The organism is Citrobacter sp. Cpo030 (genome assembly GCF_030333005.1).
GTDB classification, from domain to species: Bacteria; Pseudomonadota; Gammaproteobacteria; order Enterobacterales; family Enterobacteriaceae; genus Citrobacter; species Citrobacter portucalensis.
Genome location: NZ_JAOWGT010000049.1, coordinates 89871 through 114211, shown reverse-complemented (window position 1 = coordinate 114211; position 24341 = coordinate 89871). Strand labels below are relative to the sequence as shown.

The window sequence follows — 24341 nt, the reverse complement described above, 5'->3', positions numbered from 1 at the left end:
GAGATGATCGTTTTAGTAACCGGAGCAACCGCAGGTTTTGGTGAGTGCATTACGCGTCGTTTTATTGAGAATGGGCATAAAGTTATTGCCACCGGACGCCGCCAGGAGCGCCTGCAGGAACTGAAAGAGGAATTGGGTGACCGCCTCTATACCGCGCAACTGGACGTACGTAATCGTGCATCGATTGAAGAGATGATGGACGCCTTACCCGCAGAATGGCGCAATATTGATGTTCTGGTCAACAACGCAGGTCTGGCGCTGGGCCTTGAGCCTGCTCACAAGGCCAGCATTGAAGACTGGGAGAATATGATCGACACCAACAACAAGGGGCTGGTTTATATGACCCGTGCCGTTCTGCCTGGTATGGTTGAACGCAACCGCGGTCATATTATCAATATCGGTTCTACCGCGGGCAGTTGGCCATACGCTGGCGGTAACGTCTACGGTGCGACTAAAGCGTTTGTTCGCCAGTTTAGCCTGAATTTACGTACTGATTTACACGGCACTGCAATTCGCGTTACCGACATCGAGCCGGGTCTGGTTGGCGGTACGGAATTCTCTAATGTCCGTTTCAAAGGTGATGACGCCAAAGCTGAAAAAGCCTACGAAAATACCACGGCGCTGACTCCGCAAGATGTTACAGAAGCGGTATGGTGGGTGGCTTCTTTACCGGCTCATGTCAATATCAACACCCTTGAAATGATGCCTGTCACACAGTCTTTTGCCGGGCTGAGTATTCATCGGGGCTAATTTCTCTACCCGGCCTTGCGCCGGGTATAGATAGCCAGAAAGAAGTGATAAAATATCCGGGTTAACTCTCTAAAAAGTAAGAATGAATGACCGTAGAAACGCAGCTCAACCCTACACAGCCAGTAAATCAACAGATTTACCGTATTCTTCGCCGTGATATCGTGCATTGTCTGATTGCACCCGGTACACCGCTGTCGGAGAAAGAGGTTTCCGTACGCTTTAATGTGTCACGCCAACCGGTACGAGAAGCATTCATCAAACTGGCAGAAAACGGCCTGATTCAGATCCGCCCGCAGCGTGGCAGCTACGTGAACAAGATTTCGCTGTCGCAGGTGCAAAATGGTTGTTTTGTCCGCCAGGCGATTGAATGTGCCGTGGTACGCCGCGCCGCATCGCTGATCAACGATCAGCAGTGCTATCAGCTTGAACAGAATTTGCATCAGCAGCGCATCGCAATTGACCGAAAACAAATCAATGATTTCTTCCAGCTTGATGATGAGTTTCATCAGAAACTGGCTTTAATCGCCGAGTGCCAACTCGCCTGGGATACCGTCGAGAATATTAAGGCAACAATTGACCGCGTTCGTTATATGAGCCTGGATCATATTTCCCCGCCTGAAATGCTGCTACGCCAGCATCACGATATTTTTGCCGCCCTTGAGAAGCATGATGGCGATGCGGTCGAGCGCGCAATGATGCTCCATCTCCAGGAAATCGGTGAGTCCGTTCAGCTTATTCGTCAGGAAAATAGCGACTGGTTCAGCGAAGATTAATACTACGCTCACCTCACTCCGGGGTGAGTTTCTCCTGCGCTTTCCCCTCTCCCGCATAACTGCATAAAAAAAGCTGTGATTTTGATCGAAAACAAAAAAAATCATTAACGAGAAGCGTATTTATATTGCGCCCGTTACGTGGGACTAAAAGCCCACGGGCTTTGACGGTAAGTTGGAGAGGAGAAAACACCATGAAAACATACGATCGTAACCGTAACGCAATCACCACTGGCAGCCGCGTCATGATCAGCGACACCGGACTCACAGGCCGCATTACAGCGATAGATACCGATGGCCTGACCGCTGAGCAGATTCGCCGCGGGAAAACAGTGGAAATCGAAGGATGTGAAGGCAAATACGCCCCCCTCGAGCTGATTCGTTTAGGCATGAACTAATTGGTGTGAATGCCAGAAAACACAGCGCCATCTGGCCGTTGCAAGCCAGATGGCGACATAAAACATATTCTTCGTTACTTCAGTTTTGCTGCATACTTCGCAACCGTCGCCTTCGCCCCTTCAGCCAGTAAAGCAAGATACGCTTGTGTGACCTGACGGTTGAACAGTTCAACCTGCGGCAGTTCGCGACCGAAAATAGCATCGATTGCCAGCAGCGCCTGAACGCGCTCTTCGCCCTCGTGACTGCTACGCACCGCATTCTGGATCACCGGCAACAGTGGATCGCTAATTTCAATCGCCTGGTCCTGTTCATCCACACCACCGACGTAGCGCATCCATCCAGCCACACCGAGCGCCAGCAGCGCAAAGTCACTACCGTGCACAATGTGCCAACGAATGGAATCAAGCATACGCTGCGGTAGTTTTTGGCTGCCGTCCATGGCGATCTGCCAGGTACGATGGCGCAGCGCCGGATTGCTGTAGCGCTCAATTAACAGATCGGCATAGCGCTGTAGGTCGACACCTTTTACTTTCAACGTGGGTGCTTGTTCCTGCAACATCAGCGCACGGGCAGCAAGACGATAGTTTTCATCGCCCATGCAATCGTTAATATGTTGATACCCCGCAAGATACCCAAGATACGCAAGGAAAGAGTGACTGCCGTTGAGCATACGCAGTTTCATCTCTTCAAACGGAATGACATCAGCCACCAGTTCCGCCCCGGCCTTTTCCCATTCAGGACGGCCGGCGACAAAGTTATCTTCAATAACCCACTGACGGAACGGTTCGCATGCCACGCCTGCCGGGTCGCGTACACCGGTTATATGCTCAATTTTGTCCAGCGTCTCCTGCGTAACCGCCGGGACAATGCGGTCAACCATTGTTGATGGGAATGTCACATGTTGTTCGATCCACGCGGCCAGTTCCATATCCACCGCTCGGGCATATGCAGTGACAACATTGCGCATCACATGACCGTTTTCTGGCATGTTATCGCAGGACATCACGGTAAAGGCGGCTAAACCCGCAGCTTTGCGACGCGCCAGAGCTTCAACCACCACGCCCGGCGCAGTTTTAGGCTGTTTGGGGTTTTGCAGATCGGCTGCAATCATTGGATTGTCTAACATCAGTTGGCCGGTCGCCGGAGAATGGCAGTATCCTTTCTCGGTGATGGTCAGGGAAACGATCGCGACCTGCGGTTCACACATCGCTGCCAGTACGCTTTCCAGACCATCAACCTGCGCATGCAATGCATTTTTCACCACGCCCACGACTCTCGCAGTCCAGGCATCAGCAGACATCTCTGCAACGGTATACAGATTATCTTGCTGTTTCAGATCGAAAATCTGCTGCTCGCCGCCAATCAGGTTCACTTCGCAGTAGCCCCAGTCACTGCCGTGATCGGCGGCCAGAATGTCAGCGTAAACCCCCTGATGTGCGCGGTGAAACGCGCCAAACCCCAGATGAACAATACGCGGAACCAGTTTTGAACGATCGTAGTCAGGAAGTGCAGCCTTTGCCGCTAAGAGCTTATTTTGCATGGTATGGCCTACTTATAAATGAAATCAGGACTGTTCCAGAGTAACGCCTGTATGGTTGTATGTTTTGATTTGCATTAAGCTTTTTATGATTGGTATGACATCATTTATTGAGTTATGAACCAAAATCGGTGAGTTTGGCGGCATACTGCCGCCAATCGATATTAGTGTTTCTGCCACTGCTGATATTCACGTTTAAGTCTTTGCGGTGCAGTTTCCGGCATCATCAACAAACCAATAATTGAAATAACTCCAAGCACAATCACATAGGTTGCAAGTCCATAGTAATGTCCACCTGTTACTTGCAGAATTTTTACTGCTACTAAGCCAAGAATCCCGCTGCCTATTAGCGACCCCAGTTGCCAAATTAATGCTATTCCGCTACAGCGAATATGAGTTGGGAAAAGCTCTGGAAAATAAGAGGCCTGAGGTGCGTAGCACATACTATGCCCAATACTCAGAACCAGGATCATTACTATTTGTGTAAGCCAAAAACTATCCTGATTAATCGCAAGAAAGAAAGGAATAATCATAACGACCTGCAGCAACGCGCCGATAATATAAACTGGTTTACGTCCAATTTTATCGCATAGCGACCCCATCAACGGTATTGCAATGATTTCTATTATGACCGCAACGATCATTGTCTCCATCAAAATATTAGCATCAAGATTGTTTGCCTTACCGTAAGCCAAAACAATCACTGTGAACATTGCAAATGTGCAAGCTTCAATTAGTTTCGCACAGACCCCCTTGACAACAATGCCAGGAAAATCGCGGATAACTTCAACTAATGGACGTGATTCTTCTGCTTTTGTCTCCCTAATCTGAGCAAAGACCGGTGACTCATCAATTTTTAAGCGGATAAACAGCCCTACAATAACCAGTAACAGACTCAAAAGGAACGGTATACGCCACCCGTAATCCATCATTGCCTCTGGAGAAAGTGTGGCATTTAACAGCGCAAAGAGTGCTAACGGCAGAAGAAAACCAACCGGGGCACCAATTTGAACCCAACTGGAAAAAAATCCACGATTTTTGGGTTCAGAATATTCAGCAGTCATCAGTACTGCACCGGCTTGCTCTCCTCCAACACCAAATCCCTGTAATACACGAATAAAAATAAGTAAAGCTGGAGCCCAGACACCAATTTTCTCATATGTAGGTAATAACCCGATACAAAACGTCCCCAAACCTACAATTAATATGGTAATAACCAGTGCTTTTTTACGCCCAACCTTATCGCCAATATGACCAAAGACAATTCCTCCTAATGGTCTTGCGAGGAAACCAACAGCATAGGTTGCAAAAGCAGCGAGAGTACTTATTAACGGATCATCACTTGGGAAAAATAAATGACCAAAAAAGAGTACAGCAGCTGTCCCGTATGCAAAAAAATCATAATACTCAGCTGCTGTACCAATTGCGGATGCTGAAGCCACTCGGCGAATAATGGGCTTATTATCTACGTTATCTTTAATATCGACTGAACTAACCATAAGTTTAACCTTCTGTAGGGTATTGGGTTAATCAACATCTTTCGTACGTAAAATTTATATTTACCAGTTCCACAGCGTGCCATCTTCCAGGCGAGCAACGGGCAGATATGCAGGGTCATACGGATATTTCGCCGCCAGTTTTTCGTCAAACTCGATCCCAAGACCAGGTTTGTCTCCTGGGTGCATATAGCCGTTATCAAAGGTCCAGTTATGTGGGAACACTTCCAGCATTTGCTCGGAATAGCCCATATATTCCTGTACGCCGAAGTTCGGCACCCACAGATCAAAATGCAGCGCGGCGGCCATGCACACAGGCGACAGATCGGAAGGTCCATGTGAACCGGTACGAACCTGATACAGCGACGCGAAATCGGCAATCCGGCGCATACCGGTGATACCACCCGCATGGGTGATGGTGGTGCGGATATAGTCGATCAGTTGTTCTTCAATAAGCTGTTTACAGTCCCAGATACTGTTGAACACTTCCCCTACCGCAATCGGCGTGACCGTATGCTGGCGGATCAGGCGGAAGCACTCCTGGTTTTCAGCTGGCGTTGGGTCTTCCATCCAGAACAAACGGTACTGTTCAATGCTTTTGCCAAAACGGGCCGCTTCAATTGGCGTCAGGCGGTGGTGCATATCGTGCAGGAGATGTTCGTTGAAACCAAACTTGTCACGCACGGCAGCAAACAATTTTGGTGTGAAATCCAGGTATTTCTCCGTTGACCACAACTGCTCTTCCGGCCATTGCCCTTTGGTGGCGGGTTCATAGGCCAGTCCTTTGCCCTTAGACATACCGTAAGTGGTTTTCATGCCCGGCACGCCGCACTGCACGCGAATCGCTTTAAAGCCCATCTCTTTATGACGCGCATAATCTTCGAGTACATCATCAACGGTATGGCCTGTGGTGTGGCAGTAGACCATAACCCCTTCGCGAGAAGCGCCACCGAGCAACTGGTACAATGGCATATTCGCCGCTTTCGCTTTGATGTCCCAGAGAGCCATATCCACGGCGGAAATCGCCGACATAGTGACCGGACCACGACGCCAGTACGCGCCTTTGTAAAAAAACTGCCAGATGTCCTCAATACGATGCGCATCGCGACCAATAAGCTGCGGACACACGTGATCTTTCAGATAGGACGCCACGGAAAGCTCGCGCCCATTTAACGTGGCATCTCCCAGCCCGGTGATGCCATCTTCTGTCGTGATTTTCAACGTCACAAAATTACGCCCCGGACAGGTGACAAACACCTCAGCCCCAACAATCTTCATTTTTTATTCCTTACATCTGTTCTTGTGATGCAGGAAATTTACTCAACTGAGCTACTACCATACAAGTATAAAGATCAAAAAAACGCTGTTTGATCACAAAAAAGGCGCTATGCGCGCCCCCACCCAGCCACAATGATCAACATGCCGCACAACGCCACCAGCGCGCCAGACCAGTCATACAAACTGAGTTTTACACCATCGACAATACGTAGCCATAGCAGCGCGGTCACCACGTAAACCCCGCCATAGGCTGCGTATACACGCCCGCTTGCTGCCGGATGCAATGTCAGCAACCAGACGAATAAAGCCAGTGACACCCCGGCGGGTATCAGCAACCAGGCTGTAGCCCCTCGCTTAAGCCAAAGCCAGGGTAAAAAGCAGCCAATGATTTCGCATAACGCAGTGACGAAAAAAAGAAATGTGGTCTTAAGCATTGATGTTATTCAGTTACCTTCGGTTTAACCATGATACGACAGAATCTCGTTAGCGTATCCATATCTACCGGGTGGGTATGCCCGCAAACTGGAATAGTGTAGAATTTAACCCTGTTTTATCGTTTTTACCCTTTCCCATAAAAGGAATTCACCATGAAAATTACACTGACCAAACGCCTGTGCCTGACGGCTATGCTGACGCTGGCTGCGGCTGTGTACACCTCTTCCGCATTTGCTGAAACCAGTAAACTGGTCATTGAATCCGGAGACAGTGCGCAAAGTCGTCAACAAGCCGCAATGGAAAAGGAACAATGGAACGATACGCGTCAGCTTCGCCAGAAAGTCAATAAACGTGCAGAGAAAGAATGGGACAAAGCCGATACGGCCTTTGATAGCCGTGATAAGTGCGAACAGAGCGCTAATATTAATGCGTACTGGGAACCTAACACCCTGCGCTGCCTCGACCGCCGTACTGGCCGCACCGTTGCCCCATAATCATTGCACTTTGAAGGATATTGAAAGGATACGATATGACTAGCGCCCTCAGTGTTAAGTTGCGCCCGCTGGAGCGTGAAGATTTACGATTCGTCCATCAGCTTGATAATAACGCCAGCGTAATGCGTTACTGGTTTGAAGAACCTTACGAAGCGTTTGTTGAGCTGTCAGATCTGTATGACAAGCATATCCACGACCAAAGCGAACGTCGCTTCGTGGTGGAATGCGACGGTGAAAAAGCCGGTCTGGTGGAGCTGGTTGAAATTAACCATGTGCACCGCCGGGCCGAATTTCAGATCATTATTTCGCCGGAGTATCAGGGGAAGGGTCTTGCCTCAAGGGCGGCAAAGCTTGCGATGGATTACGGCTTTACTGTACTCAACCTCTATAAGCTGTATTTAATCGTTGATAAAGAGAACGAAAAAGCTATCCACATTTACCGCAAACTCGGTTTTATGGTGGAAGGTGAGCTGATTCATGAATTCTTTATCAACGGCCAATACCGCAACACTATCCGCATGTGCATCTTCCAGCAGCAGTATCTGGCAGAACACAAAACGGCAGGCCCTAACCTGTTGCAACCTACCGCTCAGTAAAGGCGATTAGTAGTAATCGATAGTGTTTTCAATCGAGTAATGATGTTCAACTGCCGGCTTCACGCTCTCGTCAACGATAACGAGCTGGCAGTTGACCGGATTTGCGTATTCATCGTATTTACACGTTTGTTTGACATTGCCTAACGGATGATTGTTGAGCAGACTCACCGCGGTGTAATCCAGCTTCTTCAACGGGTCGACCGACGGCTTGGCATCAACCTGTAAGGTATTGTCCTTATTGACGGTTGTTTTACCCAGCGGGTAGCCTTCCGCATCATATCGATACTGCACCTTCATCTCTTTCCCCGTGGCAGAAACGACAAAACCGTTATCGTCGGTATCCCACACCACTCCTGCCGCTGGCAGTTCCGCCAGTTGGCATTTGCCCTGTAAACGGATCCGTTTTTCCAGCGTTTCGGCATCCCGGTAGTAGTTTGCATCCAGGACCAGCGCCATACCGGTATTGTTTTCAATATCGTGCAGTTCAAGCGTATCGAAACACCCTTCCTGTGACAGCGTACCAACAACGCGCTTAGTGACCTCACCTTTATCATTAAGCAGCGTCTGGCTGAAATCTTTCACCGGCCCACGCAGCGGATCGAAATCAAATTCATTGGAAAAACTGGCCATTTCCGGCGTAAAGGAAACCAGTCCTTTGGCGTTATCACACCCGACCAGCACGACACACAGGAAACCTAACAGGGTCTGTTTCTTCACATTTTTCACCGGAATAAGAAGATAATTCTCAATCATATTAGCAAATACAGTTATTTACACCAGAAATGCTAATCTTAGTCTATGTCGATCATAAAGGAGCTGATGATGAAATACATAACAGGAATTGCCGCGATCTTACTGGTAACAGCGTCTCCACAGGTTCTGGCGGCACCCGCGTCATGTGAACGCGTGAAGAGCGATATCGAACAGCGCATCATTAATAATGGCGTTGCAGAGTCCAGCTTTACGCTGAACATTGTCCCCAACGATCAGGCCGATCAACCTGATTCACTGGTGGTAGGACATTGTGCAAACGATACGCACAAAATTCTCTACACCCGAACTAACAGTGGCAACGCCCCTGCCAACAGCTCGCCTGCACAGGACGGGCACGTCGCCGAACCGCAATAAATCATACCCTCCGTACGCGGAGGGTTACTCCAGTTTGATATGCATTAAGATGCCATACTCATAAATGGGTAAACTCACTCTATTATTAGCATGCTATTAATTTCGTTGTAGAAATTAATATATAGCGATAACTAGAATGGAGTGAGTTATGTCTGATACTGAGCAATATGGAGGCATTAGCCGCAGGATGTTAGTGAAATCCTCGGCTATAGGTTCGTTGGCACTTGCCGCTGGTGGGTTATCGTTACCTTTTGGAATGCGCACCGCAGCGGCTGCGGTACAACAGGCGATACAACCGGCTGAAGAGAAAGTGGTTTGGGGCGCTTGTTCCGTAAACTGCGGCAGCCGTTGTGCCCTGCAACTGCACGTCAAAGATGACGAGGTCGTATGGGTGGAGTCCGATACGACCGGAGACGATATTTATGGTCAGCACCAGGTGCGTGCCTGTTTGCGTGGACGCTCAATCCGTCGACGGATCAATCATCCGGATCGCCTCAATTATCCTATGAAGCGTGTGGGCAAACGCGGTGAGGGTAAATTCGAACGTATAACCTGGCAGGAAGCGCTGGATACCATCAGCACCAGTTTAAAAAATACCGTACAGAAATACGGTAATGAGGCCGTGTATATCAACTACACCTCTGGCATTGTCGGCGGCAATATTACTCGCTCCTCCCCTTATGCCTCGCTGGTTGCTCGCCTGATGAACTGCTATGGCGGATTCCTGAGCCATTACGGCACCTACAGTACCGCACAAATCGCGGCGGCAATGCCTTACACCTACGGCTCAAATGACGGCAACAGTACCTCCGACATTGAAAACACGAAGCTGGTGGTGATGTTCGGCAATAACCCTGCCGAAACGCGCATGAGCGGCGGCGGAATAACTTACTTCCTTGAACAGGCCCGGGAGCGTTCTAACGCTCGCATGATCGTCATCGACCCACGTTATACCGATACCGCTGCGGGTCGTGAAGATGAGTGGATCCCTATTCGTCCGGGAACCGATGCCGCACTCGTGGCGGGAATCGCATGGGTCCTGATTAACGAAGATCTTGTCGACCAGGCGTTCCTCGACACATATTGCATCGGTTATGACGAGAAAACCCTACCCGCCGACGCCCCGGCTAACGGACACTACAAGGCCTATATACTAGGCAACGGCGATGACGGTATCGCTAAAACGCCCCAATGGGCCTCGCATGTCACCGGGATCCCGGCCGAGCGCATCATTAAACTGGCAAGAGAAATCGGTAGTACAAAACCGGCGTATATTTGTCAGGGTAGGGGTCCACAACGTCAGGCTAACGGCGAACTGACTTCGCGCGCGATCGCGATGCTGCCAATCCTGACCGGCAACGTTGGCATCAACGGTGGCAATAGCGGTGCACGAGAATCAACCTACACCATCACGATTGAACGCATGCCGCTGCCGGATAATCCCATCAAGACACAGATATCCTGCTTTAGCTGGACCGACGCCATCGCCCGTGGCCCGGAAATGACTGCAACCCGCGATGGCGTGCGCGGGAAAGATAAGCTCGATGTACCGATTAAATTTATCTGGAACTACGCGGGCAACACCATTACTAATCAGCATTCAGATATCAATAAAACGCATGAGATCCTTCAGGATGATACGAAATGCGAAATGATAGTGGTCATCGAAAACTTCATGACTTCCTCGGCGAAATATGCCGATATTCTGCTGCCGGACCTAATGACCGTCGAACAGGAAGACATTATTCCTAACGACTATGCGGGCAACATGGGGTACCTCATTTTTATTCAACCCGCGACGTCACCGAAATTCGAGCGCAAACCGATCTACTGGATAATGAGTGAAGTCGCAAAACGTCTTGGCGATGACATTTATCAACGGTTTACGGAGGGTCGTACCCAGGAACAGTGGCTCCAGTATCTGTATGCAAAAATGCTGGCCAAGGACCCCGCGCTCCCTTCTTATGACGAGCTGAAAAAAATGGGGATCTATAAACGCAAAGATCCTAATGGACACTTTGTCGCTTATAAAAAATTCCGCGACGATCCGCAGGCAAATCCGCTCAAAACTCCGTCAGGAAAGATTGAAATTTACTCCAGCCGACTGGCAAAAATTGCCAGCACCTGGGAATTGCAGAAGGACGAAGTAATTAGCCCGCTTCCCGTCTACGCCTCCACGTTTGAAGGGTGGGACGATCCTAAACGTAGCGCATTTCCGCTGCAGTTGTTTGGCTTCCATTACAAATCCCGTACGCACTCCAGCTACGGCAATATCGATGTTCTGCAAGCGTCCTGTCGTCAGGATGTGTGGATCAACCCCGTCGATGCCCAAAAGCGTGGTATTGCAAATGGCGATATGGTGCGGGTCTTTAACGACCGCGGTGAAGTACGTATTCCGGCCAAAGTAACGCCACGGATCCTGCCTGGCGTCAGCGCAATGGGCCAGGGTGCATGGCACGATGCCGATATGGCCGGCGACAAAATTGACCATGGCGCCTGCGTCAATACGCTGACAACACAGCGCCCTTCACCGCTGGCAAAAGGCAACCCACAGCACACTAATCTGGTCGAGATCGAGAAGGTTTAAGGACTAACCCATGACAACTCAGTATGGATTTTTTATTGATTCCAGTCGTTGCACCGGGTGCAAAACCTGCGAGCTGGCCTGCAAAGACTACAAAGACCTCACTCCCGACGTCAGTTTCCGACGGATTTACGAATACGCAGGTGGTGACTGGCAGGAAGACAACGGCGTCTGGCACCAGAACGTTTTTGCCTACTATCTCTCTATCTCCTGTAACCACTGCGAGGATCCGGCCTGCACCAAGGTTTGTCCTAGTGGGGCTATGCATAAGCGTGAGGATGGTTTTGTGGTGGTCGATGAAGACGTGTGCATTGGCTGTCGCTACTGTCATATGGCCTGCCCATACGGTGCGCCACAGTACAATGCTGCGAAAGGACATATGACCAAGTGCGATGGCTGTCATGACCGCGTGGCAGACGGCAAAAAGCCCATCTGCGTCGAGTCCTGTCCGCTGCGTGCGCTGGATTTTGGCCCCATCGACGAACTGCGCAAAAAACATGGTGAGCTGGCAGCCGTTGCCCCGCTGCCGGGTGCGCACTTCACCAAACCGAGTATTGTGATCAAACCAAACGCCAATTGCCGCCCGACCGGGGATACCACGGGTTTTCTGGCTAATCCAAAGGAGGTGTAAAATGGGAAATGGATGGCATGAATGGCCGCTGGTACTGTTCACGGTGCTGGGCCAGTGCGTAGCAGGGGCGCTGATCGTAAGTGGTTACGGCTGGCTGACCGCTAAAGACAAGCTGGTAAAACGACGTATCGTTCGCAGTATGTTTTTTCTCTGGCTGGTGATGGGCATCGCCTTTCTCGCCTCGGTCATGCATTTAGGTTCGCCGCTGCGCGCGTTTAACTCACTGAACAGAATTGGCGCATCGGCGCTGAGTAACGAAATCGCCAGTGGTTCACTGTTTTTCGCCGTCGGGGGCTTGTGGTGGCTGGTGGCGTTTCTCGGTAAAATGCCCGCAGCGTTAGGTAAAATCTGGCTGCTGTTGAGCATGCTGCTGGGCCTGGTATTTGTCTTTGCGATGACCAACGTCTACCAGATAGACACCGTCCCAACCTGGTATAACGGCTATACTACACTGGCATTTTTCATGACGATGCTGCTCAGTGGACCGCTTTTTGCCGCTCTGCTGCTGCGTGCTGCAGGTGTTTCTTTTAACGCCGCCAGATTCGCCGGTATCAGCGTGCTGGCCCTGCTGGTGACCGTGGCGGTTATTGTGCTGCAGGGACTGTCACTCGGCGAGATCCACAGTTCGGTACAATCCGCCAGCGCGCTGGTTCCCGACTACGGCAGTTTACAGGTCTGGCGAGTCCTGCTGCTGGCTGCGGGTCTGGGTTGCTGGATATGTCCGTTGATCCGTTGCAAAGGACCGTCCGTTGGCGGGTTGGCACTCGGATTAATTCTGGTGCTTGTCGGTGAAATCATTGGCCGCGGATTATTTTACGGTTTACATATGACAGTCGGAATGGCTGTCGCAGGTTAACTTTCGGGTGCGGGGCAACCCGCACTGTTCAGGATTGTTTGCATGACCCATTTTTCACAACGAGACAACTTTTCTACTGCAGTGCGTGTGCTCGGCGCGCTGTTTTACTATGCCCCAGACAGTGCCGAAGCTTCGGCACTGGTCAGTGCGTTAAGAACCGATGGCTGGCAGGCGCAGTGGCCGCTTGAAAAGACAACGCTTTCGCCGTTAGCCGCTCAGTTTCAGGCTGAGGCCGATGAGTCTCTCCCGCAGGCCTGGCAACGTCTGTTTGTTGGTCCTTATGCGCTCCCTTCTCCGCCATGGGGATCCGTCTGGCTGGATCGTGAAAACGTGTTGTTTGGCGACTCCACGCTGGCATTACGTCAGTGGATGCGGGACAACGGCATCCAGTTTGCGATGCAGCAAAATGAGCCAGAAGATCACTTTGGTTCGCTGCTGTTGCTGACGGCCTGGCTTGCCGAGAACGAACGCCACACCGAGTGCGAGCAACTGCTGGCCTGGCATCTCTTCCCATGGTCATCACGCTTTCTTAATGTGTTTATCGAAAAAGCCGACCACCCGTTCTACCAGGCGCTGGGTGAGCTGGCGCGTCTGACGCTGGCACAGTGGCAATCACAGTTACTGCTCCCGGTAGCCGATAAGCCTTTGTTCCGTTAATTTCGTCACAGGCAGGAATTGTCCTGCCTGTGGTGCATCATCCTGTTGCGCACGCTGAGCTTTTGCTTCTGTTGCCTAATAGCCGCAAAATAGAGCGTCTGAATTTTCCAGTCTGGCCACTCATGCATCATTTACATGCTTACCCTGACCTGCGTGCCATGTTCCGCCGTCTGCTGATCGCCGCGTTGATTGGCATCCTTGCTGCGCTGGCCGTCGCAGGATTTCGTCATGCCATGCTGCTTCTCGAATGGTTGTTTCTGAGCAACAACACGGGGAGTCTGGTCAACGCAGCGACAAACCTTTCGCCTTTAAGGCGTATGCTGACACCTGCGCTCGGCGGTCTGGCAGCGGGATTACTACTGTGGGGCTGGCAAAAATTTAACCGTTTACGTCCACAGGCTCCCACTGATTATATGGAAGCCCTGCAAACCGACGGGCAATTTGACGTCAGTGCAAGCCTAGTGAAATCACTTGCCTCGTTACTGGTCGTCGCCAGCGGGAGCGCCATCGGGCGCGAAGGTGCCATGATTTTACTGGCGGCCCTGGCGGCCTCCTGCTTTGCTCAACGCTTTACTCCGCGTACAGAATGGAAGTTATGGATTGCCTGCGGCGCCGCAGCGGGTATGGCCGGAGCCTATCATGCCCCGCTGGCGGGCAGTTTATTTATTGCCGAAGTGTTGTTTGGCACGCTGATCCTTGCCTCACTGGGGCCGGTAGTGGTGTCCGCCGTAGTCGCATTACTCACCACCAATCTGCTTAGCGACAGCAATGCGCTGCTATATACCGTGCACCTGTCGCGGGAATTGCATGCCCTGGAATACGTTATGATTGTCAGCACCGGCCTGGCTGCTGGCATCTGCGGACCGCTCTTCATGTGGTTGATGACCGCCAGCCATAATGTATTTTTGCGCTTAAAACTCTCGCCACCGTGGCAACTGGCGCTTGGCGGGTTGATCGTTGGCCTGCTTTCATTGCTCACGCCTGCGGTCTGGGGTAATGGCTACAGCGTGGTGCAGTCATATTTACTTTCACCACCGCTGCTGGCCGTGGTTAGCGGGATTTTTATCTGCAAATTACTGGCGGTGCTTGCCAGCAGTGGATCCGGTGCACCAGGTGGCGTGTTTACGCCAACGCTGTTTGTCGGCTTGTCGGTGGGCATGTTGCTGGGTCAGGTATGGGGATTATGGCTTCCAGGCTCGGATGAAATTGCCATTTTGCTGGGATTAACGGGGATGGCCACGCTGCTGGCGGCTACCACGCATGCACCAATAATGTCGACGTTGATGGTTTGTGAAATGACCGGGGAGTATCGCCTGCTCCCCGGATTACTGATTGCCTGTGTCCTGGCGTCGGTGCTGTCGCGTACGTTACGCCACGACTCTATCTACCGACAGCACGCTGCCGAGCATTGACAGGCGGATGTACTGCGACAGTTCACGCTGCTCTGCACGAGGCAGATAAGGCAGTTCACCGATCAGCGGTGCAGGTAATTTTTTACCCAGCACATCAATGATTTCCGCATAATGCGCCAGCCCAGGATTAATGCGATTCGCAACCCAGCCAATCAACGGCAGTCCGTCGCTGGCTATCGCCTGCGCGGTGAGGATCGCATGATTAATACAGCCTTCCTGGATACCCACTACCATCAGCACCGGCAGTTGTTCCTGCACCACCCACTCCGATAACGGACGCAGATCGTTCATCAAGCTCCGCCAGCCTCCGGTGCCTTCCACGACAACGTGATCGACTTTTTCGCTGAGGCTTGCGAGACCGTTGGATAACAGGGTGTAATTGACCGGACCACTATGCGCCACGCTACTTTCATCTTCGCTCAACGCAATTGGGTTAATCGCCTCATAGGGCAGCTCGATAGATGACACACTTTGCAGTACCAGTGCATCTTTGTTGCGCAGACCTTCGGGCGTCTCTTTGCTGCCTTTGGCCACAGGTTTGTAACCTGCAACGCTTTTACCCCCTGACGCTAACGCTTGTAGTAATGCGCGGGAAACCACGGTCTTCCCAACAGAAGTGTCTGTACCTGTAATAAAGAAACGCTTCAGCATCACTAACTCCACCGTTATGCTTTGAAAATATAAGTCAGGAAAATAAAACAGTGGAGAAAGTCTAAGGTATGACGACCAGGATCAGCTTGAGATAGCGCAATTTTTCGTACAACAGTTAAAAAATGTTAACCCTGTAATAGACGAATCAACAAAGAACCGTTATACATCGCGTCCTTCACGAGTGCCGCCCCTGCCATCGTCCCCTGATTGGTAAACTGGGTACTTTCAACGACTATATGCTGACTGTAAGCCGGAAGCGCCTGCTGACGAATGCTGTCAGCGATGGTTGGGAACAAGATATCTGCCGCTTTACTGAGCGGAGAGCCAATCAATATCTTTTGCGGGTTGAACAAATTCACCATGATGGCAAGAATTCGACCGACGTGGGTCCCGACGCCGCTAATGATATCTTTCGCCAATAAATCACCCTGCATGGCCGCCAGACACAGCGCGTCTACCGTTAACGGTTGTCCGTGTAGAGAAGAACTCATTGACTGCTTCAGGCGCACCTGCGCCAGTTCGAGCACGCTGTCGACGCTGGCGATCGTTTCCAGACAACCATGGTTGCCGCAGTAGCAGCGTTTACCGTAGGGATCGACCTGCGTATGGCCAATCTCCACCAGGCTACTGCTGCCTGCATGCAGTAAATGCCCGTCAGTGATCACCCCGGCACCCACGTTATGATCGATCACCACCTGAATGACGTCGCGCGCTCCGCGCGATGCGCCAAAAAGCGCCTCGGCCATCGTCCAGGCGCTGATATCGTGCTGAATATACACTGGCACGCCGGTATGGTTCTCAAGCGCTTCGCCCAACGGCATCTCTTTGACATCTTCGTAAAATGGCATGCGATGAACGATACCGTTTTCAGTATCAATAATACCGGGTAAGGTGATGGCGATGGAGGTTAAGCGCTCCAGCTTTTGCTGGTGGCGGATGAAAAACTGATCGACCTGGGTTATCACGCGATCCAGCAACGGTATTTCACTGACCAGCGCCATTTCAAGACAATCTTCAACCACCAGTTTGCTGCTCAGATCGCGTAGCGCCAGAAAAATCTCGCCGCGACTGATACGAATGGATAAGTAGTGCCAGGCTTCCGTTTCGACAACCAGCCCAACGGCCGGACGACCACGGCTACCCGCTTCCTTGATTTCCAGCTCTTGCACCAGATGCGCTTCGAGCATTTCGCGGACAATTTTGGTAATGCTGGCAGGCGCCAATTGTGCCAGGCGAGAGAGATCAATACGCGATACCGGACCTAGCTGATCAATCAGGCGATAAACCGCGCCCGCATTGGTCTGCTTAATTTGATCGATATGCCCAGGCTGACTATCAGCAACCACCACTTACTCCCTTTATTTTCGCGCTCCGAAATAATCTGCGGGCTATGGTGAAGCACTTCAATGGCTTCCGTCAACTTTTTACTTAGCCTTGTGATTTACTGCACATTTTCACCCATTTTTAAACTAAATTAATCGCCTTAACGGCCGCCAGCAGCTGCTCACGAAAGCGTTGCGCGGCGTGACTTTGCTCATGATGCTTTGGCCACACTAACCACATTTCCGAGACAGCATCTTCTTCCGCTATCGGGATCCAACACATTTCATACAGCTGCACCCTTTTAAAAGAAGCAGGAAGTATAGAAACCCCTAATCCTGCGGCCACCAGCCCGATGATAGTCATTGCCTCGCCAACCTCCTGCGCAATCGTCGGTTTCAGTCCATAGCGACGCATCAGGCCAAGAATATCGTCATACAACCCTGTCCCCACATGGGGGTCAAAAAAGACAAATGGCTCATTCGCCAGCTCAGCCAAAGTTACCACGGGTTTTTGCGCCAACGGATGCGCGCGTGGGATCATCGCCATCAGTGGTTCATGCAGAATGATTTCACGCTCCAGCGTTTCCGGAAGCTGCGTATTGCGCAGAAGTCCCAAATCCAGCGTTCCTTCATTAAGCGGGGCAATTTGCTCACGTGTGTTCATTTCGCGGGTTTGCATATGCACTGCCGGGTAGCTTTGGCGAAACAGAGATAGCGTATCTGAAACCGCTTTGATAAACGGCGCGGACGACGTAAAGCCGATACGCAATTCCCCTGCTTCTCCCAGATGCAAACGCTCAGCCCTGGCGGCGGCTTCATTAACCAGCCCGAGGATCTGCCGACTGTCTGCCAGAAACTGCTTTCCGGCAGAGGTCAGCGCCACGCTACGGTTAGTACGGGCAAGTAACCGGGCGCCAACCTGCTGTTCAAGGATCTGGATCTGCTGGCTTAGCGGCGGTTGCGAAATGTTTAACCGCGCCGCCGCCCGACCAAAATGCAGCTCTTCGGCAACGGCCACAAAGTAACGTAAATGACGCAGTTCGATATTCATATTTTTAAAATATTATTTGAGATTATTAATATATTAGACAGAATATTGTGATTTTCATACTCTTATGGCTGGTCCTGTAGACGTAATTGAATGAGCAAGGATTTCAAGTGAGCCGTACAACAACTGTCGATACCGCGCCAACAAGCGATGTTGATGAACAGATAGTTACCCCGCCGGATGGTTTTATCAAACGCGGAACATCCCCATTTATGCGCGTCACGCTGGCGCTGTTTTCCGCCGGGCTGGCGACTTTTGCCCTCCTCTATTGCGTACAACCCATACTGCCAGTGCTTTCGCACGAGTTTGGGGTATCTCCCGCCAGCAGCAGTATTTCGCTTTCCATCTCAACGGCGATGCTGGCGATAGGGTTGCTGTTTACCGGCCCACTTTCAGATGCTATTGGCCGCAAGCCGGTGATGGTTACCGCGCTGCTGCTCGCCTCTTGTTGTACGCTGCTTTCAACGATGATGACCAGCTGGCACGGTATTTTAATCATGCGTGCTCTGATAGGACTTTCACTGAGCGGCGTCGCGGCGGTAGGGATGACCTATCTGAGTGAAGAAATTCATCCCAGTTTCGTCGCCTTCTCAATGGGCCTGTATATCAGCGGTAACTCGATTGGCGGTATGAGTGGTCGCTTGATCAGCGGCGTGTTTACCGACTTTTTTAACTGGCGTATCGCGCTGGCGGCGATCGGCTGTTTTGCCCTTGCCTCTGCACTGATGTTCTGGAAAATCTTACCGGAATCCCGTCATTTCAGACCTACGTCGCTGCGCCCGAAAACGTTGTTTATCAACTTCCGCTTGCACTGGCGCGACAAAGGTTTGCCGCTGCTGTTTGCGGAAGGTTTTTTGTTGATGGGGTCGTTTGTCACGCTGTTTAATTACATCGGCTACCGCCTGATGCTCTCCCCGTGGGAGCTCAGCCAGGCGGTTGTAGGTTTGTTATCTGTGGCGTATCTGACCGGGACCTGGAGTTCGCCAAAGGCGGGTTCTATGACCACTCGTTATGGTCGTGGCCCGGTAATGCTCTTTTCAACAGGCGTGATGCTGGTTGGACTTTTGATGACCCTGTTCACATCGCTATGGCTGATCTTCGCCGGGATGCTGCTCTTTTCAGCCGGGTTCTTTGCCGCGCACTCCGTAGCAAGCAGTTGGATTGGACCACGAGCAAAACGCGCTAAAGGCCAGGCTTCTTCCCTGTATCTGTTCAGCTATTATCTCGGATCCAGTATTGCCGGTACGCTGGGCGGTGTGTTCTGGCACAGCTATGGCTGGAACGGTGTGGGCGGATTTATCGCCCTGATGCTGGTGTTGGCGTTGCTGGTCGGTGCGCGTTTGCACCATCGTCTGCACGTATAATCCACGATGCCCGGGTTCCGGGCATCACCTTCATCACCCTGGCTGTAACGTCTGAGCCGCCATCTGCAGAGCAATAACCGTCCCGTTCATCACTATATGCAGCAAAATTGGCATCAACAGACCGTTGCTTTTCAGTCTGGCCAGGATCAACACCTGCGACACAAGAAACAACATCAGCAACGTGCGTAGATCCACATACTGCGTATGCATGATGGCAAAAATGACCGATACCACCACTGACGACAGCCAGGTTTTATTATTGAACCAGTACTGGAACGCGTTGAATAAACAGCCTCTGAAAACAATTTCTTCATAAACTGGCGCGATAAATATCAGGGTCAACGTAGATAACCACAACGCATAACTACTTAAGGATATTTGGCTGGTCACCCACGCTTCAGTTTGTCTGAGACCCAAAATCAATGGCAGGATAAGCTGAATAAACAGCAGCGCCGCGAACAAAATGGCAAACCACCTGGCGTTGAAAATGCCTTTGCCCAGTCCCTCTCTTTTTCTAAAGAAGAAATAATACAGCGGAACCAGCACAACAAATTCCAGCGCAAACAGCAGCGGAAAAAGTAACCCTTTGGCAAGCAGGTCCTGACTCGCGGGGAAAAACAACGGGGTAAACGTGAGGCCAAACATCAGTAAAAACATTGAAAAGCAGCCAGCAACTGCTTTGGTCCTGGCGATATACAGGTTGTCGGCATCCTGTGACATACGATCTCCTTGCGCTCATCGAAGATAAGTTGATGAATTACCTATGTATGATAAAAATTCTCATTATCACTGACAACCTACCAACTTTTACGCAATGCCCATGGGTACAATGCCAAAACCCTCTTTACTCCGGAATTTCACCGTCAGCTACTCAGAGGAGAATCCGCCAGCGGCAACGAGAAACGGAAGCAAGCCCCTGCCGTTGAGCTAACCAGATGGATATCCCCTCCATGCAGCTCGAGCATTCTACGCACGATCAGTAAGCCCAGACCGCCGCGCTCAGCCCGCTGCTCACGGGGAATTAACGCGGTCGGGCGCTGAAACAATACTTCTCGCACAGCTTCTTCTACCCCTGGCCCACTGTCCTGCACTTCGGCTAATAAACGGTCTTCATCACGCCAGACTTTTAGCCGTACTTCGCCTCCGTCAGGCGTATGACGGATAGCATTATCCAGCAAATTCGTCACGACTCTTTCTATCATCGATAAATCGGCATTCACCAGCGGTAACGGCCCCGTTACGTCAAGGTGCAACTGCAAATGACGCGTGGCAACAGGGAGATCAAATTTCTGTGCCACGTCCTGGATCAATTCACCAATAGCAAAACGTTCACGCTGCGGTTTTATACCGCCATGCTCCAGCCTCGCCAGCTCAAACAGCTGTTGTGACAGATGGCGAACTTTATGCCCCTGGCGCAGCGCGATGCTAAGATAATGCCGATTTTCCTCCGGCGTCATCGTATCGGCTTTCAGCGACAGCATTTCCAGATACCCCAACAGTGAAGTCAACGGCGTGCGTAAATCGTGCGAAATATTGGCAATAAACTCTCTGCGCTGACGATCGCTGTCTGCTAATAAATCCCACTGCTGGGCAATTTTCTGCGCTAACTCGATAAACGCATTGTTCAGCAGCGCTATTTCATTCTCCGGTACCGGTTCGGGATTTTTTTGCGCCAGCTGTTTGATGACGCTAATGCTGTCCTGTTCCAGTTTGACCACCTGCCCAGTCAGCCTTTTCACTGGATTCGTCACCCATCGCCACACCAGGAATCCAGCGATTGCACCAGCTAATAAAACCAGTATTAACGTCCAGGCCACGGTATTCCAGAGCGTTTTTTGCCAGGCGGTATTCGCCAGCATATTCAGGTCTTCACCCTGCAGAATAATGTACAAATAGCCATGTAGCTCACCGTTATATAAAACCGGCGCTGCGCTGAATACTTTTTGCTGGCTGCTACGCGGATCGTTGCCATAGACGGGCAACGCATCTGAATTAAGGAAATCCTGGATCGGCTGCACGCTAATTTTCTGCCGCTGGATATGCCCGGGCGGTGCGGCATCGGCGAGTATTTCACCTGACGGTGAAACCAGATACAGCTCCACGCTGGGGTTGAGCGTCATCAGGTGATTAAACAATCCTTTTAAGGTCTGGCGATTAACCTGCCCGCTGGCATCAATAAGCGACTCACTTTTGACAATCTTGCTCGCCAGCTCCAGCGAGAGCCTTTGCACCATGGCGTCACCATACTGTTTACTGCTGCGGATCTGGACAACACTGACGGTAACCGCACAAATCAGCATAATGGAGGTAAAGACGAGGGTCAGACGCTGGCTCAGCGACAGGCGATAAATCATGGCTGATGCTCCGCGTTAACCGCAGCAAGCTTATAGCCTCGTCCCCAAACCGTGAGAATAATTTCCGGCTCCGCAGCATCCTTTTCAATTTTGGTCCGCAGGCGATTAATATGACTGTTCACCGTATGCTCATACCCTTCATGCTGATAGCCCCACACCTGATCTAACAGCGCCTGACGCGAAAAGACCTCGCCTGGATGACGGGCGAAGAAATAGAGCAGATCGAATTCGCGCGGTGTCAAATCGACGGATTTACCATGCTGGCGGACTTCCCTGGCTAATGGGTCAATCTCTACGCCATGAACGGTGATAATCCCCGCCTCCATACGCAGGTTCTGACTCATTGCTTCCTGACGGCGAAACAACGCCTTCACCCGGGCCATCAACTCCAGCACCGAGAAAGGTTTGGCCAGATAATCATCGGCGCCCATTTCCAGCCCCAAAACACGGTGTGTTTCGCTGGTGCGGGCGCTGATGATAATGACGGGCAAATAAAAACTCATTTGGCGAATGCGACGACAAATCTCCAGCCCGTCGACACCCGGCAGCATCAGATCGAGGATAACGGCATCCCAGACGTGTTTCTCCAGTTGTTCAAGCGCACGAGCTCCGTCTGCCTCATGAACAATTTCGTAACCCTCATCCTTCAGGCTAAGCTGCAAAAGTGAGGCAATATCGCTGTCATCTTCCACCAAAAATATCTTTTTCGCGCCTGCCATCAGTGTCATCCCCCTCTCGTCGTGCTGAAAGCTTACCTCAGGCAAGGGGCGGAAGTTATCACAAAATTTTTAACTTTTCGTGAGGATCCAGGGATACGCATGCGAGCAGTATGTCGTTACAGACACGTCAGACATCAACAGGGAAACGTCGCTTTGTTTTCCTTAACATGAAAATAAGAAGGAAAAGTCATGCTAAAAAAACGTCCACTTCGGGAAGCAGATGTTACAGCCGAGTCAGTATTTTTTATGCAACGACGACAGATCCTCAAAGCACTTGGGATAGGTGCTGCTGCGGCCACGCTGTCCTCCCCTACACAGGCTAATTTGCTGGATTGGTTTAAAGGCAACGATCGTCCACCCGCACCCGCAGGCAAAGCGCTTGAGTTCACAAAGCCCGAACGCTGGCAAAACAGCCTGTCACTGACACCAGAAGGCAAGGTGACGGGCTACAACAATTTCTACGAATTTGGTCTGGATAAAGCCGATCCTGCCGCCAATGCCGGTAGCCTGAAAACCGATCCCTGGACGTTAACCATCAGCGGTGAGGTCAACAAACCTTTAACCTTGGATCATGATGCGCTGACCACACGCTTTCCATTAGAAGAGCGTATTTATCGGATGCGTTGCGTTGAGGCCTGGTCGATGGTTGTGCCGTGGGTGGGTTTTCCGTTGCATAAATTACTGGCGCTGGTTGAGCCAACCAGTCACGCCAAATACATCGCTTTTGAAACACGCTACGCCCCTGATGAAATGCCGGGTCAGAAAGACCGCTTTATTGGCGGTGGGTTGAAATATCCCTATGTCGAAGGTCTGCGGTTGGATGAGGCTATGCACCCACTCACACTTCTCACCGTAGGCGTATATGGCAAAGCATTGCCACCGCAAAACGGGGCGCCGATACGCCTGACCGTACCCTGGAAATACGGCTTCAAGGGCATTAAATCGATAGTCAGTATTAAGCTGACGCGTGAGCAGCCGCCGACGACCTGGAATATGTCAGCACCAAATGAATACGGATTTTACGCCAACGTAAATCCGCAGGTTGATCACCCTCGCTGGTCTCAGGCTACTGAGCGTTTTATCGGTTCCGGTGGCATTCTTGATGTACAGAGACAGCCCACGTTACCTTTTAATGGTTATGCCGATGAGGTGGCATCGTTATATCAGGGCATGGATCTTCGGGAGTATTTTTAAGTGAGGTTGACTGCAAAACAGATAACCGGCCTGAAAGTGCTGCTGCATCTCGCCGGTTTTTTACCCCTGCTATGGCTCTTCTGGGCCGCGCAGCATGGCTGGTTGGGTGCCGACCCGGGAAAAGATATCCAGCACTTTACGGGAATTACCGCGCTGAAGTTTTTGCTTGCTACCCTGCTGGTATCGCCGCTCGCACGCTATGCAAAGCAGCCTTTGTTATTTCGTACCCGGCGGTTGTTAGGTTTATGGTGCTTTGCATGGGCCACACTGCATATTACCAGCTATGCTCTGCTGGAACTGGGTATACAAAACCTGGGATTGTTGGGTCGTGAACTGGTTTCACGCCCATGGCTAATGCTGGGTATGTCCGGTTGGATTATCTTATTCCTGTTGACGTTGACCTCGACACAAGCCGCTCAGCGTAAAATGGGCAAACGCTGGCAAACATTGCACAACTACGTCTACCTGGCCGCCATTTTGCTACCGCTGCATTATCTGTGGTCGGTAAAAGTGTTATCACCGCTCCCTATTATCTACGCCATCTGTTTTGTGGTTCTGCTGGCTTTTCGCTATAAAAAGCTGTTACGGAAAACCGGGTACAAAGGTGTGTTTATGAAAAGTGAGTGAATCACGGTAAACTTCTTAACCACACCTAAACAGAACGAG

The 24341-nt window shown here is 51.1% G+C and carries 25 protein-coding genes; 14 read left to right on the top strand and 11 right to left on the bottom strand.

Annotated features, from left to right (window positions below; genetic code table 11):
• Window positions 1-3: 3 nt before the first annotated feature.
• The 3 genes from ydfG to ydfZ all read left to right on the top strand — a co-directional run bounded on the left by ydfG (window position 4) and on the right by ydfZ (window position 1918).
• Window positions 4-750, top strand: coding sequence for a bifunctional NADP-dependent 3-hydroxy acid dehydrogenase/3-hydroxypropionate dehydrogenase YdfG (gene ydfG, locus OGY37_RS07390; RefSeq protein ID WP_032943401.1), 747 nt, complete (start codon window positions 4-6; stop codon window positions 748-750).
• An 86-nt stretch (window positions 751-836) separates the two neighbouring features.
• The gene (locus tag OGY37_RS07385) at window positions 837-1523 is read left to right on the top strand and encodes a GntR family transcriptional regulator (protein ID WP_003032396.1); all 687 of its coding nucleotides are present in this window, start codon (window positions 837-839) and stop codon (window positions 1521-1523) included.
• Window positions 1524-1714: 191 nt separating this feature from the next.
• Window positions 1715-1918, top strand: coding sequence for a putative selenium delivery protein YdfZ (gene ydfZ, locus OGY37_RS07380; RefSeq protein ID WP_003032393.1), 204 nt, complete (start codon window positions 1715-1717; stop codon window positions 1916-1918).
• A 74-nt stretch (window positions 1919-1992) separates the two neighbouring features.
• Here ydfZ and OGY37_RS07375 read toward each other — a convergent pair whose 3' ends face one another.
• From OGY37_RS07375 to OGY37_RS07360, 4 genes are all read right to left on the bottom strand, one after another.
• Complete coding sequence (locus tag OGY37_RS07375) at window positions 1993-3459, bottom strand: mannitol dehydrogenase family protein (protein ID WP_286620455.1); 1467 nt, start codon at window positions 3457-3459, stop codon at window positions 1993-1995.
• A 161-nt stretch (window positions 3460-3620) separates the two neighbouring features.
• Window positions 3621-4955, bottom strand: a complete 1335-nt coding sequence (locus OGY37_RS07370) for an MFS transporter (protein ID WP_063941577.1) — start codon at window positions 4953-4955, stop codon at window positions 3621-3623.
• Between the two features lie 60 nt (window positions 4956-5015).
• Window positions 5016-6230, bottom strand: coding sequence for a starvation-sensing protein RspA (gene rspA / locus OGY37_RS07365; RefSeq protein ID WP_003832907.1), 1215 nt, complete (start codon window positions 6228-6230; stop codon window positions 5016-5018).
• A 107-nt stretch (window positions 6231-6337) separates the two neighbouring features.
• Window positions 6338-6664 carry a YnfA family protein gene (locus OGY37_RS07360; protein WP_044699845.1) on the bottom strand — a complete coding sequence of 109 codons (327 nt, stop codon included), beginning with the start codon at window positions 6662-6664 and terminating at the stop codon, window positions 6338-6340.
• Window positions 6665-6817: 153 nt separating this feature from the next.
• Between OGY37_RS07360 and OGY37_RS07355 the strand changes: the two genes are divergently transcribed.
• Window positions 6818-7159 carry a DUF1283 family protein gene (locus OGY37_RS07355; RefSeq protein WP_003032382.1) on the top strand — a complete coding sequence of 114 codons (342 nt, stop codon included), beginning with the start codon at window positions 6818-6820 and terminating at the stop codon, window positions 7157-7159.
• Between the two features lie 35 nt (window positions 7160-7194).
• On the top strand, window positions 7195-7755 hold the full coding sequence (gene speG, locus OGY37_RS07350; protein ID WP_003832900.1) for a spermidine N1-acetyltransferase: 561 nt from the start codon (window positions 7195-7197) through the stop codon (window positions 7753-7755).
• Window positions 7756-7761: 6 nt separating this feature from the next.
• Here the strand turns inward: speG and OGY37_RS07345 are convergent, their stop codons facing one another.
• Window positions 7762-8472, bottom strand: a complete 711-nt coding sequence (locus OGY37_RS07345) for a YnfC family lipoprotein (RefSeq protein ID WP_149384280.1) — start codon at window positions 8470-8472, stop codon at window positions 7762-7764.
• A gap of 102 nt (window positions 8473-8574) precedes the next feature.
• Here OGY37_RS07345 and OGY37_RS07340 point away from each other — a divergent pair, with 102 nt between their 5' ends.
• The 6 genes from OGY37_RS07340 (at window position 8575) to clcB (ending at window position 15023) form a co-directional block, all read left to right on the top strand.
• A complete protein-coding gene (locus OGY37_RS07340) occupies window positions 8575-8883 on the top strand; it encodes a DUF1161 domain-containing protein (protein WP_286620453.1) in 309 nt (102 codons plus the stop codon).
• A 148-nt stretch (window positions 8884-9031) separates the two neighbouring features.
• Window positions 9032-11470: a selenate/tellurate reductase subunit YnfE gene (gene ynfE / locus OGY37_RS07335; protein ID WP_286620451.1), complete on the top strand. Its 2439-nt coding sequence runs from the start codon at window positions 9032-9034 to the stop codon at window positions 11468-11470.
• Window positions 11471-11480: 10 nt separating this feature from the next.
• On the top strand, window positions 11481-12098 hold the full coding sequence (dmsB, locus tag OGY37_RS07330; RefSeq protein ID WP_042308489.1) for a dimethylsulfoxide reductase iron-sulfur subunit DmsB: 618 nt from the start codon (window positions 11481-11483) through the stop codon (window positions 12096-12098).
• 1 nt (window position 12099) lies between these two features.
• Window positions 12100-12954 (top strand): dimethyl sulfoxide reductase anchor subunit family protein, encoded by an 855-nt coding sequence (locus OGY37_RS07325; RefSeq protein WP_286620448.1) that lies wholly within the window; start codon window positions 12100-12102, stop codon window positions 12952-12954.
• 42 nt (window positions 12955-12996) lie between these two features.
• Window positions 12997-13611 (top strand): Tat proofreading chaperone DmsD, encoded by a 615-nt coding sequence (gene dmsD, locus OGY37_RS07320; protein ID WP_286620446.1) that lies wholly within the window; start codon window positions 12997-12999, stop codon window positions 13609-13611.
• 122 nt (window positions 13612-13733) lie between these two features.
• Window positions 13734-15023, top strand: a complete 1290-nt coding sequence (clcB, locus tag OGY37_RS07315; protein WP_286620444.1) for a voltage-gated ClC-type chloride channel ClcB — start codon at window positions 13734-13736, stop codon at window positions 15021-15023.
• Here clcB and bioD read toward each other — a convergent pair.
• From bioD to ynfL, 3 genes are all read right to left on the bottom strand, one after another.
• On the bottom strand, window positions 14979-15674 hold the full coding sequence (bioD, locus tag OGY37_RS07310; RefSeq protein WP_020996409.1) for a dethiobiotin synthase: 696 nt from the start codon (window positions 15672-15674) through the stop codon (window positions 14979-14981). The two genes, clcB and bioD, sit on opposite strands and share 45 nt — an antisense overlap.
• Window positions 15675-15799: 125 nt before the next feature.
• The gene (gene mlc / locus OGY37_RS07305; protein WP_048226542.1) at window positions 15800-17020 is read right to left on the bottom strand and encodes a sugar metabolism global transcriptional regulator Mlc; all 1221 of its coding nucleotides are present in this window, start codon (window positions 17018-17020) and stop codon (window positions 15800-15802) included.
• A 118-nt stretch (window positions 17021-17138) separates the two neighbouring features.
• Entirely contained in the window at window positions 17139-18047 is a 909-nt protein-coding gene (gene ynfL, locus OGY37_RS07300; RefSeq protein WP_181508577.1) for a multidrug efflux transcriptional activator YnfL/SxtR(Kp), read from the bottom strand.
• A 107-nt stretch (window positions 18048-18154) separates the two neighbouring features.
• On the opposite strand from ynfL, the gene ynfM reads away from it, so the two are divergent.
• A complete protein-coding gene (gene ynfM, locus OGY37_RS07295; RefSeq protein ID WP_003832886.1) occupies window positions 18155-19408 on the top strand; it encodes a multidrug efflux MFS transporter YnfM/SxtP(Kp) in 1254 nt (417 codons plus the stop codon).
• 33 nt (window positions 19409-19441) lie between these two features.
• Here ynfM and OGY37_RS07290 read toward each other — a convergent pair whose 3' ends face one another.
• The 3 genes from OGY37_RS07290 to OGY37_RS07280 form a co-directional block, all read right to left on the bottom strand.
• Entirely contained in the window at window positions 19442-20128 is a 687-nt protein-coding gene (locus OGY37_RS07290; protein ID WP_191236270.1) for a CPBP family intramembrane glutamic endopeptidase, read from the bottom strand.
• A gap of 143 nt (window positions 20129-20271) precedes the next feature.
• Window positions 20272-21762 (bottom strand): sensor histidine kinase, encoded by a 1491-nt coding sequence (locus tag OGY37_RS07285; RefSeq protein WP_286620441.1) that lies wholly within the window; start codon window positions 21760-21762, stop codon window positions 20272-20274.
• Window positions 21759-22481 carry a winged helix-turn-helix domain-containing protein gene (locus OGY37_RS07280; RefSeq protein WP_286620516.1) on the bottom strand — a complete coding sequence of 241 codons (723 nt, stop codon included), beginning with the start codon at window positions 22479-22481 and terminating at the stop codon, window positions 21759-21761. Before OGY37_RS07280 ends, OGY37_RS07285 begins: the two co-directional genes overlap by 4 nt.
• 189 nt (window positions 22482-22670) lie before the next feature.
• On the opposite strand from OGY37_RS07280, the gene msrP reads away from it, so the two are divergent.
• Both msrP and msrQ read left to right on the top strand, forming a co-directional pair.
• On the top strand, window positions 22671-23675 hold the full coding sequence (gene msrP, locus OGY37_RS07275; RefSeq protein ID WP_286620439.1) for a protein-methionine-sulfoxide reductase catalytic subunit MsrP: 1005 nt from the start codon (window positions 22671-22673) through the stop codon (window positions 23673-23675).
• Window positions 23676-24302, top strand: a complete 627-nt coding sequence (msrQ, locus tag OGY37_RS07270; protein WP_191236268.1) for a protein-methionine-sulfoxide reductase heme-binding subunit MsrQ — start codon at window positions 23676-23678, stop codon at window positions 24300-24302.
• The last annotated feature ends 39 nt before the right edge of the window (window positions 24303-24341 follow it).